The organism is Sorangium sp. So ce362, assembly GCF_051519845.1.
In the GTDB taxonomy this organism is placed as follows: domain Bacteria; phylum Myxococcota_A; class Polyangia; order Polyangiales; family Polyangiaceae; genus Sorangium.
In genome coordinates, this window is record NZ_CP150332.1 from 6,795,920 (window position 1) to 6,808,377 (window position 12,458).

10 protein-coding genes and 1 tRNA gene are annotated in these 12,458 nt (G+C 72.0%); 6 read left to right on the plus strand and 5 right to left on the minus strand.

The features are described from left to right. Window positions 1-9: 9 nt before the first annotated feature. Entirely contained in the window at window positions 10-1,206 is a 1,197-nt protein-coding gene (locus WMF17_RS25880; RefSeq protein ID WP_437595819.1) for an FHA domain-containing protein, read from the minus strand. A 162-nt stretch (window positions 1,207-1,368) separates the two neighbouring features. Further along, window positions 1,369-3,822, minus strand: a complete 2,454-nt coding sequence (gene lon, locus WMF17_RS25885; protein ID WP_437595820.1) for an endopeptidase La — start codon at window positions 3,820-3,822, stop codon at window positions 1,369-1,371. A gap of 424 nt (window positions 3,823-4,246) precedes the next feature. Between lon and WMF17_RS25890 the strand changes: the two genes are divergently transcribed. Both WMF17_RS25890 and fmt read left to right on the plus strand, forming a co-directional pair. Further along, window positions 4,247-5,062, plus strand: coding sequence for a formylglycine-generating enzyme family protein (locus tag WMF17_RS25890; RefSeq protein ID WP_437595821.1), 816 nt, complete (start codon window positions 4,247-4,249; stop codon window positions 5,060-5,062). Window positions 5,063-5,149: 87 nt separating this feature from the next. Next, a complete protein-coding gene (gene fmt, locus WMF17_RS25895) occupies window positions 5,150-6,085 on the plus strand; it encodes a methionyl-tRNA formyltransferase (protein ID WP_437643809.1) in 936 nt (311 codons plus the stop codon). A gap of 24 nt (window positions 6,086-6,109) precedes the next feature. Here fmt and WMF17_RS25900 read toward each other — a convergent pair whose 3' ends face one another. From WMF17_RS25900 to deoC, 3 genes are all read right to left on the minus strand, one after another. After that, window positions 6,110-7,021, minus strand: coding sequence for an aldehyde dehydrogenase family protein (locus WMF17_RS25900; RefSeq protein WP_437643811.1), 912 nt, complete (start codon window positions 7,019-7,021; stop codon window positions 6,110-6,112). Further along, a complete protein-coding gene (locus WMF17_RS25905; protein ID WP_437643813.1) occupies window positions 7,021-8,559 on the minus strand; it encodes an aldehyde dehydrogenase family protein in 1,539 nt (512 codons plus the stop codon). Before WMF17_RS25905 ends, WMF17_RS25900 begins: the two co-directional genes overlap by 1 nt. An 84-nt stretch (window positions 8,560-8,643) precedes the next feature. After that, window positions 8,644-9,597, minus strand: coding sequence for a deoxyribose-phosphate aldolase (gene deoC / locus WMF17_RS25910; protein WP_437595825.1), 954 nt, complete (start codon window positions 9,595-9,597; stop codon window positions 8,644-8,646). A gap of 78 nt (window positions 9,598-9,675) precedes the next feature. Here deoC and WMF17_RS25915 point away from each other — a divergent pair, with 78 nt between their 5' ends. From WMF17_RS25915 to WMF17_RS25930, 4 genes are all read left to right on the plus strand, one after another. Further along, window positions 9,676-10,440, plus strand: a complete 765-nt coding sequence (locus tag WMF17_RS25915; RefSeq protein WP_437643815.1) for a peroxiredoxin — start codon at window positions 9,676-9,678, stop codon at window positions 10,438-10,440. Window positions 10,441-10,512: 72 nt separating this feature from the next. Then, window positions 10,513-11,484, plus strand: a complete 972-nt coding sequence (locus tag WMF17_RS25920; protein WP_437643817.1) for an alpha/beta fold hydrolase — start codon at window positions 10,513-10,515, stop codon at window positions 11,482-11,484. Between the two features lie 48 nt (window positions 11,485-11,532). Continuing rightward, a tRNA-Thr gene (locus WMF17_RS25925) sits at window positions 11,533-11,604 on the plus strand. Window positions 11,605-11,812: 208 nt separating this feature from the next. Then, complete coding sequence (locus WMF17_RS25930; protein WP_437643819.1) at window positions 11,813-12,403, plus strand: Uma2 family endonuclease; 591 nt, start codon at window positions 11,813-11,815, stop codon at window positions 12,401-12,403. Window positions 12,404-12,458: the final 55 nt, after the last annotated feature.

Consider the following 12,458-nt stretch of genomic DNA (forward strand, 5'->3'; position numbering starts at 1 on the left):
CGCCTGAGCTCACGCCACCAGCACCTTCACCACGAACGTCGTGCTCCCGAGCCGCAGCCTGTCGTTGTCGCGCAGCTGCCGGCGCTCGCCCTGCCCGAGGCGCTGCTCGTTGACGAAGGTGCCGTTGCGCGAGCCGTCGTCCTCGATGAAGACCTGGCCCGTCGTCGGGTCCGCATGGACCGACGCGTGCCGCGACGAGGCGCTCGCGTCGGCGAGCCCGATCTCCGTCGCCGGATCCGCCCCGGCGCGCCCCACCTGAGTGCGGCCACTGTAGATCGGCCAGAAGCTGCCCCCAGGGTCGTTCTGGAACGTCACGATGAAGCCCACGAGCACGCGCGACGGCTGCGCCGTGAGCGGCTGCACCACGCCCGGCACCGCCCCCTGAACGATCGGCGGCGCGACGATCGCCGGCGCCCTGCCCTGCGCCGCCGCAGGCACCCCGCCCTGCATCAGCGGCGGCGCGACCCCTCCGCCCTGCACCATCGGCGGCGGCGCGACCAGCCCCGGCGTCCCCGCCGGCACGGCCGCAGGCACCCCGCCCTGCACCATCGGCGGCGGCGCGACCGCTCCGCCCTGCACCATCGGCGGCGGCGCGACCAGCCCCGGCGTCCCCGCCGGCACGACCATCGGCGGAGGCGCGACCCTCTGCGGAGGCGCGCCGAACATGGGCGACGGCGATCCGGCCTGCTGCCCCATCGCGCCGCCCAGGGCAGCGCCGGGCACCATGCCCTGGATCGGCGACCCGAGCGGCGGCTGGGCGGGCGTGACGCCCGGCGCGTTCATCGGAGGAGACGCAGGTTGCGACGTGAGCCCCGCCGACGGTGCCGCACGCGCCCAGGGAGAGACAGGGAAGGCAGCGTCCGCGCCGCTCGAAAAGGGGACGCCGCCCCCCGGCGACGCAGACGCCGGGTGACCGCCGCCCATCCCGACCTGCGGAGGCGGAGGCGGATAGGCACCCTGCCCGCCGCCCATCGCGCCGTAACCCGGGGATACCGGCGGCGCCGCGCCGCCGTAGCCGGAGCCGACCGGCTGGCCCGGATAGCCCGGCGGGCCGGGCGGAGCATAGGCGCCAGCCCCCCCTTGCATCGGCGGCGGCGACGCAACCGCGGAAACTGAAGGCGCTGCGCCGGCCACGCTCGCGCCGCACATCGTGCACGCAGCGTCGGTCTCCTTGAGCATCCACGCGCAGTTCGGACACGGCCTCATGCGGTGACGAGGCTACCGATTCGCTTGACTTCCGTCGAGACGAAAGGCCGACGGCGGAAGCGTGGCGGCCCGCCGCCGCGCGACCCTCATGACGAAAAAGGCGCCGCGCGTTCAAGCCGCGCGGCGCCCTGGAGACAGATCGCTCAGCGATCGATCCGTGGATCAGTTGCTGGCGATCGAGCTCTTATCCGACTTCTCGAGCTCCTTCTTCTCACCGTCCTTCGACTCCTCGGTCACGGGCGCGGGCTCGGGCAGCCGCTCGAGCGCGGCCTCCAGGACCTGCTCCATCCGGCTGACGAAGAAGAACTGCAGCTCGTCCACGACCTCCTTCGGGACCTCCTCGAGATCCGCCCGGTTGCGCTCGGGGACGATGATGCGCTTGATGCCGGCGCGGTGCGCCGCCAGCACCTTCTCCTTCAGGCCGCCGATCGGGAGCACCCGACCGCGGAGCGTGATCTCGCCCGTCATCGCGACGTCGTGGCGGACCTTGATCCCGGTGAGGAGCGAGACGAGCGCGGTGAACATCGTCACACCCGCGCTCGGCCCGTCCTTGGGCATCGCGCCGGCGGGGATGTGGATGTGCAGGTCGCTCTTCTCCAGGAAGTCCTTCGCGATGCTGAACCTCGACGCGTTGCTGCGCACGAAGGACAGCGCCGCCTGCGCGGACTCCTTCATCACGTCGCCGAGCTGGCCGGTCAGCTGGAGCTTGCCCGTGCCGTACATCCGCGTCGCCTCGATGAAGAGGATCTCGCCGCCGACGCTCGTCCACGCGAGGCCCGTCGCGACGCCGCTCTCGGCGGTGCGCTCGGCGACCTCGCTCGTGTACTTGGCCGCGCCGAGGAACTCGTGCAGGTCGTCCTCGTTGTCGACGCGCCGCTTCTGCGTGTCGCCCTCCGCGACCTTCACCGCCACGCCGCGGATGACGCCCGCGATCTGCCGCTCGAGCGAGCGGACGCCGGCCTCGCGCGTGTAGTGATCGATGATCTCCTCCAGCGCCTTGTCGGTGACCTCGAGCTGCTCGGTCGTGAGCCCGTGCTCGGACAGCTGCTTCGGGAGCAGGTGCTGCCGCGCGATCGCGAGCTTCTCCTTCCGCGTGTAGCCGGGGATCTCCAGGATCTCCATGCGGTCGCGGAGGGGCGGCGGGATCGGATCGGCCACGTTCGCTGTCGCGACGAACATCACGTGCGACAGGTCGTACGGGATCTCCAGGTAGTGATCCGCGAACGTGTTGTTCTGCTCCGGGTCGAGCACCTCGAGCAGCGCCGCCGAGGGGTCGCCCCGGAAGTCGTGCCCGATCTTGTCGACCTCATCCATCATGAAGACCGGGTTGATCATCCCCGACTTCTTCATGCCCTGGATGATCTGGCCCGGGAGCGCGCCGACGTAGGTCCGCCGGTGGCCGCGGATCGCCGCCTCGTCGTGCACGCCGCCGAGCGAGACGCGGTGGAACTTGCGGCCGAGGGCGCGCGCGATGCTCCTGCCGAGCGACGTCTTGCCGACGCCGGGCGGCCCGAGCAGGCAGAGGATCGGGCCCTTCTTGTCCTGCTTCAGCTTCCGGACCGCGAGGTACTCGAGGATGCGCTTCTTGACCTTCTCCAGGCCGTAGTGATCCTCGTCGAGCACCTTGCGGACGCTCCCGATGTCGAGGTTGTCCTGCGTCGACTGCGTCCAGGGCACGTCGAGGATCCAGTCGAGGTACGTCCGCACCACGGTGTACTCGGCCGACCCGACCTGCATCGTCCGCAGCCGCTTCAGCTGCTTCTTCGCGACGGTCTCCGCCTCGGTCGGCAGGTTCGCCTTCGCGATGCGATCCTCGAGCCCGTCGAGGTCGCCCTGATCGCCGTCGTCCTCGCCGAGCTCCTCCTTGATGGCCTTGAGCTGCTGGCGGAGCACGTACTCGCGCTGGTTCTTGCCCATCTCCTCCTTGATCTGGGAGTTGATGCGCTCGCGCATCTTCAGGATCTCCAGCTGCCGCGTGAGCAGCCGGAGCACCTTGCGGATGCGCTCCTTGACGTCGATCGTCTCGATGAGCTGCGCCTTCTCCTCGACCGGCGCGTCGAGGTTCGCCGCGACGAGATCGGCGAGCGCCCCGGGCGCCTGGATCGAGTCGATGAGCGAGCCCGCCTCGCGCGGGAGCTCGGGCATCAGCTGGATGACCTGCTTCGCGATGTCGCGCAGGCTCATCGCGAGCGCCTCCGCCTCGACGTCCTCCGTCACCGGCTCGTCCATGCGGCGGATCTTGGCGCGCAGGTACGGCGCGTGGGCCGTGACGGTGTCGAGCCGGATCCTCGTGAGGCCTTGCAGGATCAGCGAGTAGTTGCCGGAGCTGTGCTTGAGCGCCTTCAGCACGCGCGCGGCGCAGCCCACCGGGTAGAGGTCCTCGGCGCCGGGATCGTCGGTCGACGGATCGCGCTGGGCAAAGATCGCGATGACCGGTCCGGGGAGGTTGTCGACATCCTCGACCAGCGCGACCGACTTCTCGCGGCCGACATCGAAGGGCGCAACGGCGCCCGGGAACAGGACCGCATTGCGGATCGGCAGGACCGGCAGCTCGTCGCCGAAGACGACCTCTTCGTCGGAGCGCGGCGGCATCGGCGGGTTCTTTTTCTCGGACATGGCGATCTCCTCTAGGCACCCGACCGGGGGAGGTAAATCCCTTGATCAACCTGCGGCCGGTCCGCGCGGTCGACGCGTGCCCCGGTCATCCTGGCTTGCATCCAGACGGATGCGGATGGTGCGACGCGGAGCCCTGCTGGCAGCTCTGTTGGAAGACAGCCCGCGAGGCTACTGGAGCTCACCATAGACACGGCGCATGCCGCATGCCACAGCCCTGGCCATTTTTTTGAATGAGGTTACTCTGCGGGTCAGCTCCGACCTGCAGCGCTCGCCTGTCAGGCGACATGACGGCGCGGCGCAGCGTCCCCCGCGGCGGAGGAGAGGCAGCAGCGCCAGCCTCGCCCTCGCGCCGCCGAGTCGCGCCGCCTCCGGCCTGGCCGCGGCGGCGACCGGCGCGGAGCGACACCGGAGCCCTCGCTGAACGATGATCGATCCCCTGCTCGGCCTCGGCGCCCTCGCGCTCGCGATGCTCAGCCTGCCAGCGGCGCCGTCCCTCGATCCAGGGCCCAGCCCGGCGTGCCCGGCGGACATGCGGCTCGTCACCGGCACCCACCATGACGACGTCCAGCACGTCTGCGTCGAGCCGGTCAAGAACGGCAAGGCCACCCACTGCTTCGCGTACTGGGAGGGCATCACCGCGGAGGAGGGGCCGACCACCGAGATCTCGACGTGCATGGACCAGTTCGAGGCGCCGAACCAGCGGGGGGCGAAGCCGCTCGTCATGCAGTCGTTCGAGATGGCGACCGCGTGGTGCGCGGCGCGCGGCAAGCGGGTGTGCGCCGAGCAGGAGTGGGAGCTCGCGTGCGAGGGCCCCGAGCGGCGCCCCCTCGTCTACGGCTGGCGCGTGGACAGGGCGGTCTGCAACAGCGGCAAGGCGTGGCGGCCGGTCGACGAGCGGAAGCTCGGCGCCTCCGGCGAGGTGGCGCGGCGCGAGGTGGAGCGGCTCTGGCAGGGCGCCCCGAGCGGCTCGTACCCCGGGTGCGCTTCGTCCTTCGGCGTCTTCGACATGATGGGCAACGTCGAGGAGTGGGTCGCCTCGCGCCGCGGCCGCCGGTGGTCGGGCGCGCTCATGGGCGGCTTCTGGGCCAAGCCCTGGACAGGCTGCCGCGGGACGAACGACGCGCACGATCCGAAGTTCGTTTTCTACGAGACCGGCTTCCGCTGCTGCGCCGATCCGCGCGGCGCGGCGGCGCGCGCGGGGTCGGACGAGCGCAGCGGGCCGCCGGCGCCTCCGCCCTGAGCCCGCCGCGGCGGAGCTCGCGGCGACCGCTGGAGGAAGAACGAAGAAGGCGCCGTGCCGGGGCGCAGCTCCTGCTAGAGCTAGCGCGTGCGCGCGCTCTTCTTCGGTACCCCCGCCATCGCCGTGCCCTCGCTCGAGGCGCTCGCGTCGATCGCGGACGTCGTCGGCGTCGTCTGCCAGCCGGACCGGCCAGCCGGCCGCGGGCTCGAGCTGAAGGCGCCGCCGGTGAAGGTGAAGGCGAGCGAGCTCGGTCTGCCGGTCGTGCAGCCCGAGAAGATCCGCACGCCCGAGTTCGCCGCGTGGGTGAAGGACGCCGCGGCGGACGTCGCGCTCGTGATCGCCTACGGGCGCATCCTGCCGAAGGCGGTGCTCGAGGCGCCGCGGCGCGGCTGCATGAACCTGCACGCGTCGATCCTGCCGCGCTACCGCGGCGCGGCGCCGATCACCTGGGCGATCGCCGGGGGCGAGGCCGAGACGGGCATCTCGCTGATGCAGATGGACGAGGGCATGGACACAGGCCCGATCTTCACGATCCACCCGACGCCGATCGGCCCCGACACGACCGCCGACGAGCTCGCGATCGAGCTCGGGGCGCTCGCCGCGCGCGTCGTGCGCGAGGACCTCCGCCGCGCGGTGGGCGGCGAGCTCGTGGCGACGCCGCAGGATCACGGGGCGGCGACGCACGCGCCGCTCCTGAAGAAGGAGGATGGGCGCGTCCGGTGGGATCGGAGCGCCCGGCAGATCCACGACCACGTCCGGGGGATGACCTCGTGGCCGGGCGCCTTCACGACCCTCGAGGGCAAGACGCTCAAGGTGCTCGCTGCGCGCGTGGAGAGCGAGACCGACAGCGGCGGGGCGCCGCCGGGCACCGTGGTGATGGCGGGCCGCAGCGTCGTGATCGTCGCCTGCGGCGGAGGCGCGATCCAGATCCTGCGGGCGCAGGCCGAGGGGCGGAAGCCGCTCGCGGCGGCGGACCTCGTCGCCGGGCGGACGCTGCAGACCGGGATGGTGCTCGGCCGCTGAGCGGCGCGCGGCCCGACGCCGGCGCTACGGCCCGACCGGGTGCCAGATCGTCTTCATCTCGACGAACCGCTCGATCCAGCGGGGAGACGTCGTCGCCCCATCGTCGAACCACTCCGCCTCGCCGAGCGAGCGGGCGCGCACCCGCTTGACGCTCGCCGCGGCCGCCTCCTCGAGGCGCTTCGCCAGGGCCGCGTCCACGCCGTGCAGATCGAGCGCGGCGACCTCCATGTGCGCGGCGAGGTGCGGCAGCACCTCCGCGAGCTGGCCGGTGAGGAGGTTGACGACGCCGCCCGGGAGGTCGCTCGTGGCGAGCGCCTCGCCGAGGACGAGGGCGGTGCGCGGATCCGCCTCGCTGGCGAGCACGACGCAGGTGTTGCCGGCGGTGATCACCGGCAGGAGAGCGCCCGCGAGGCCGAGGAGCGCCGGGCGCGGCGGCGCCGCGATGACGACGACCCCCATCGGCTCGGGCACCGTGAAGGTGAAGTGCGGGCCGGACACGGGGTTCAGGCTCGAGAAGAGGCTCTGGTACTTGTCGGCCCAGCCCGCGTAGGCGACCGCGCGATCGATCGCCGACACGACCTCGCGCTCCGCGGCGCCGGCGTCGCGACCGCCGCGCTCGAGCGAGGCCGCGAGCTCCGCGCGCCGCGCCTCGAGCATCTCGGCGAGGCGGTAGAGGATCTGCCCGCGGTTGTACGCCGAGCGCGACGACCAGCCGCCGAGCGCGCCGGCCGCCGCGAGCACCGCGTCGCGCCCGTCCTTGCGCGAGGCGCGCGGGATGTTCTCGACCGCGCCCGCGCCGCTGTGATCGCGCACCTGCGTGTACCTCCCGGACTCCGAGCGCACGAACGCGCCGCCCACGAACATCTTGTACGCCTTGCGCACGCCGACGCGCGCGCGCGCCTCGTCGCCGCCGCTGTCCTGGTCTCCGGGCGCCATCAGTCCACCTCGAGGTAGGCGAGCAGCCCCTGGCGCCCGCCCTCGCGGCCGAAGCCGCTCTCCTTGTAGCCGCCGAACGGGGAGCTGGGGTCGAGCTTGTTGAAGGTGTTCGCCCAGACGACGCCGGCGCGGAGGCGCTGCGCGACCCAGAAGCTCTTCGAGCCCTTGCTGGTCCAGACGCCGGCCGACAGCCCGTACATCGTGTTGTTCGCCTTCTCGATCGCCTCCTCGGGCGTGCGAAAGGTCAGGATCGAGAGCACCGGGCCGAAGATCTCCTCGCGCGCGATCCGGTGCGACTGCGCGACGCCCGTGAAGAGCGTCGGCGCGAACCAGTAGCCGCGCTGCGGGAGCGCGCAGCTCACCGAGAAGCGCGCGGCCCCCTCGCGCTCCCCCGCCGCCACGAGCTCCTGGATCTTCTCGAGCTGCGCCCGCGAGTTGATGGCGCCGACGTCCGTGTTCTTGTCGAGCGGATCGCCGACGCGCAGGGTCGCCATGCGCTCGCGCAGCTTGAGGAGGAGGGCGTCGTGGACGCTCTCCTCGACGAGGAGGCGCGAGCCCGCGCAGCAGACGTGGCCCTGGTTGAAGAAGATGCCGCCGATGATCCCCTCGACCGCCTGATCGAGCGGCGCGTCCTCGAACACGATGTTCGCGGCCTTGCCGCCGAGCTCGAGCGTCAGCCGCTTGCCGGTGCCGGCGAGCGCGCGCTGGATGCGCTTGCCGACCTCGGTCGAGCCGGTGAAGGCGACCTTGTCGACGCCGGGGTGGCCGACGACCGCCGCGCCCGTCGCGCCTGCGCCCGTGACGACGTTGACGACGCCGGGCGGCAGGTCCGCCTCCTCGATGATCTTCGCGAGGAGCAGCGACGTGAGCGGCGTCGTCTCGGCGGGCTTGAGGACGCACGTGTTGCCCGCGGCGAGCGCCGGGGCGAGCTTCCACGCCGCCATGAGGAGCGGGAAGTTCCACGGGATCACCTGGCCCGCGACGCCGAGCGGCCGCGGGTCGCGCCCCGGGAAGGCGTGATCGAGCTTGTCGGCCCAGCCCGCGTAGTAGAAGAAGTGCGCGGCCGCGAGCGGGAGATCGACGTCGCGGGACTCCTTGATGGGCTTGCCGCCGTCGAGCGACTCGACGACGGCGAGCTCGCGCGACTTCTCCTGGAGGGCCCGGGCGATGCGGTAGATGTACTTGCCGCGCTCGAGCGGGCGCAGGCGCGACCAGTGCCTCTCGTACGCGACCCGGGCCGCCTGCACGGCGAGGTCGACGTCCCGCTCGGAGGCCTCGGCGAACTCGCAGAGCTTCTCCTCGGTCGACGGGCTGATGCTGTCGAGGTAGCGGCCCGACGCCGGGGCGCGCCACGCGCCGCCGATGAAGAGGTCGTACCGCGGCGCGATCTTCACGTGATCGCGCCCCTCGGGCGCCGGCGCGTAGCGCCACGCGTCGCCGAACACGACGGCCGCGTCGGCGGCCGTGTCGCGCGCCGCGCTCGGTTGCCGGGGCGAGCCCCCGTCGCCGCCTGCCGCGGCGGTGCCCTTGTCGCTCATGCGGCGCACTTTACGCCGGCGGCGCCGGGTTGAACATGCGAGCGCGCCGGGGCCCGCGCCGCGCGCGGGACCGGCCGCGCGCGGTCAGTCCTTGCTGAAATAGTCGCCGCCCTGGTAGGCGCCGGTCCGCTCCTTCTCGAGCTGCATGAGCACGTCGTTGAGGAGCGTCGACGCGCCGAAGCGGAAGAGGTCGCTCGTGAGCCAGGCGTCGCCGAGGGTCTCCTTGACCATCACGAGGTAGTGGAGCGCCTGCTTCGCCGTCCGGATGCCGCCGGCCGGCTTCATCCCGATGCGCCGGCCGGTCGCGTGCGCGTGATCGCGGATCGCCTCCAGCATCACAAGCGTCACCGGGGGCGTCGCCGCCGGGGTGACCTTCCCTGTCGACGTCTTGATGAAGTCGGCGCCGGCGAGGATCGCGATGCGGCTCGCCTTGCGGACGCGGTCGTAGCTCCCGAGCTCGCCGGTCTCCAGGATCACCTTGAGGTGCGCGTGCCCGCACGCCTCCTTTGTCGCGGCGATCTCGTCGTACACGGCGCGGTATTCGCCGGCGAGCATCGCGCCGCGGTCGATCACCATGTCGATCTCGTCGGCGCCGAGCTCGACCGCCTGGCGCACGTCGGCGAGCTTGACCTCGAGCGTGGACAGCCCGCTCGGGAAGGCGGTCGCCACACTCGCCACCTTGACGGTCGAGCCCTCGACCGCTCGCTTCGCGACCGGCACGAGCTTCGGATAAACGCACACCGCCGCACACGGAGGGATGTCCGCGCGCTCGTGGGGGCGAAGCGCCTTCTGACAGAGCTGTTGGACTTTTCCCGGGGAATCTTTTCCCTCGAGGGTGGTGAGGTCCATCATGGAGATCGCGAGCTTGAGGCCTGCGATCTTGGCCGGGCCCTTGATGCTTCGTTTGCCGAGCCCGGCTGCGCGCTCTTCGACCATGACCTTATCCACGGTGGGCGAAGAGAAATCGGGGTAGGTGATTCCCCTGCCCTGGCCCACCGCGCCGGGGGTGGCGCCGCTGCCGTTTCCGAAGGTCGCCATCGGTCTCGTCTCCAGGCGGCGCAAGGTATCAGAAGCGTCGGATCGATCCTACCGAGTGCGTGCTAACGTGGCGCCCTGATGAAGAGACGCTTCCCGACTGCCCTCGTTTTTGTCGTTGTTGCTGTCGTCTTTGCCTTTGTCTCGCTGCTCGCGTGTGGCGCGGCCCAGCGACCCGACGGTGGACAGGGGCTACTTCCGGTCGGCGCGCCGGCGCCCGACGTGTTCGCCGCCGACCAGCACGGCGCGATCCAGCGGCTGTCCGACCAGCGGGGTCGGGCCGTCGTCGTGTACTTCTATCCGAAGGACGGGACGCCGGGCTGCACGGAGGAGGCGTGCGCGTTCCGCGACGCGTGGGATCGCTTCAAGCAGGCGAACGTGCAGATCCTCGGCGTCTCCGCCGACACGCGCGAGTCGCACGAGGCGTTCGCGACCGAGCACAGGCTGCCGTTCCCCATCCTCGTCGACACCGATCACACGTGGTCCAACGCGTTCGGCGTGCCGATGCGGCTCGGGACGGTGGCGCGCGTGACCTTCCTGATCGATCCCGACGGCAAGGTCGCGAAGGTCTACCCGGACGTCGATCCCGGCGTGCACGCGGACGAGGTGCTGAAGGACGCCGCGCAGCTCACGGGCGCCGCGCTCCCGGTGGCGCCTGCGGCGCCTGCGGCGCCGGCGAGCGCCGCGCCGACCGGGCCCGACACGGCGGCGCCGGGTGCTGCGGCCGCGCCGGGTGCTGCGGGCGCGGCGCCTGCGGGCGCGGCGGCGCCGGGCGCGGCGGTGCCGGTGGCGACGGGGGTGGTGCTGCCCCCGGCGGCGCCTGCGGCCCCGCCCGCGAGGAGGTGACGGTGCCGGGCGCGCGGAGCACGCGGAGCGCGCGGGGGGTTGACGGGAGCACCGGCACGCGAGAGCACGCGCGTGGTGCGTAGGACGTCGGACCCCTGGAAGGCCAACGGGCTGGAGCTGTGCGTCCATCGCTTCCGCGACGACGGTGCGCGGCCGACCGGCCTCACGTTGCTGCTGCTCCACGGCTTCCTCGACGCCGGCAGCACGTGGGACCTCGTGGCGGAGCCGCTCGCGCGGGCAGGGCACGACGTTGTCGCGCCCGACCTGCGCGGCTTCGGCCGGAGCGCCCGCGTGGCCGCGGGCAGCTACTACTACTTCCCCGACTACATCGCCGACGTCGCGGCGCTCGTCGACGCGCTCGCGCCGGCGCGGCTCGGCGTGGTGGGCCACTCGATGGGCGGCGCGGTCGCGGTGTACTACGCGGGCGCGTGCCCCGATCGCGTCGAGCGCCTGGCGCTGCTCGAGGGCATGGGGCCGCCGTCGCACGGGCCCGAGGTCGCCGTCGCGCGCATGGAGGCGTGGCTGCGCGCGATGAAGGGGCTCGAGCGGACGCCGCGGAGGCTCGCGTCGATGCAGGACGCGATCGCGCGGCTCGTGGCGCACCACCCGCGCGTGCCGCGCGACGTGCTGGCGACGCGCGCGCCGCTGCTCACGCGCGAGGAGCCGGGCGGCGGGCTCGCGTGGGCGTACGATCCGATGCACCGCACGACGTCGCCGCTGGCGTTCCAGGCGGAGGCGTTCGCGGCGTTCCTGGAGCGCATCGCGTGCCCGACGCTTGTCGTGAGCGGCGGGCCCACCGGATGGCATCCCCCGGATGAGGCGGCGCGGGTGGCGAAGCTCGCGCGCGCGGAGCACGTCGAGCTGCCCGACGCCGGTCACATGATGCACTGGTCGGCGGCGAGCGAGCTGGCGGAGCGGCTGGACGAGTTCTTCGCCGGCGGGGATGCCGGCGACGCGGCGGGCCAGGGGAGCGGGGAATCACAGAAGGCAGCGGAGGCAGCGGCAGGCGCCGGGCTGGCCGGGGGCGCGAATAAAAGAGCTTGACTCGGCGGGGCGAGTGGGTAATCTGCGCGCCTCCTCAACGAGAGGCGTGCCACCTTAGCTCAGTGGTAGAGCAACGGTTTCGTAAACCGTAGGTCTCGAGTTCAAGTCTCGAAGGTGGCTCAAAGGAACAGATTGCCGGCGTGTTCGCTCGCCTGTGGGTGAGCAGGAGACACGCTGGCGTCTAGCGGGACGCGCGGTACGCGGTGAGCGGGCAGCGCTTTCGCTCGCGAAGCGGGAGCTTCGGTTGAGGAAACCGCTGCTCTGCTGAGCTGCGCTCTGGAGCGCCGCCGCTGCTGGTCGTGCGGCTGCAGCCGCCTTACGTTGCCCCATGTCGAGCGCCGCCCCTGGACGCCGCCTTGCGACGGTGGAGGACCTCCTCGCCCTTCCCGAGGCGGAGCGCTGCCATGAGATCGTCGATGGCGAGCTCGTCCAGAAGGCGATGCCGAGCCCCCGCCACAGCGCGGCGCAGGCCGAGCTCACCGCGGAGATCGCCGGGGCTTACGGACCGCGCGCTCGGGGGCGCGGGCCGGGGGGCTGGGTCTTCGCGACCGAGGTCGAGATCTTCTTCGAGGAGCCGCAGGTCTATCGCCCCGAGGTGTCCGGATGGCGGCGCGAGCGGCTCCCTCGGCTGCCGGACCAGGGCCCCATCGCGCTCCGGCCGGACTGGGTCTGCGAGATCCTCTCGCCCTCGAACAAGCAGAACGACCTGTTCAAGAAGCTGCGCACGTACCAGCGATGCCAGGTGCCTCATTACTGGATCCTCGATCCGGAGGTCGAGGTGCTCGCGGTTTATCGCTGGACGGCGGAGGGCTACCTCCTCGTGCTGACGGCGGAAGGCCACGAGAGCATCCGGACCGAGCCGTTCGATGCGGTCGAGTTCTCGGTGCACAGCCTGTTCGCAGGAGAGGAGGGCGAGTGAGGGGCGTAATCATCTGACATCGCCTGTCCCAGCGTCGCCCAGAGCTCTCTCTGTT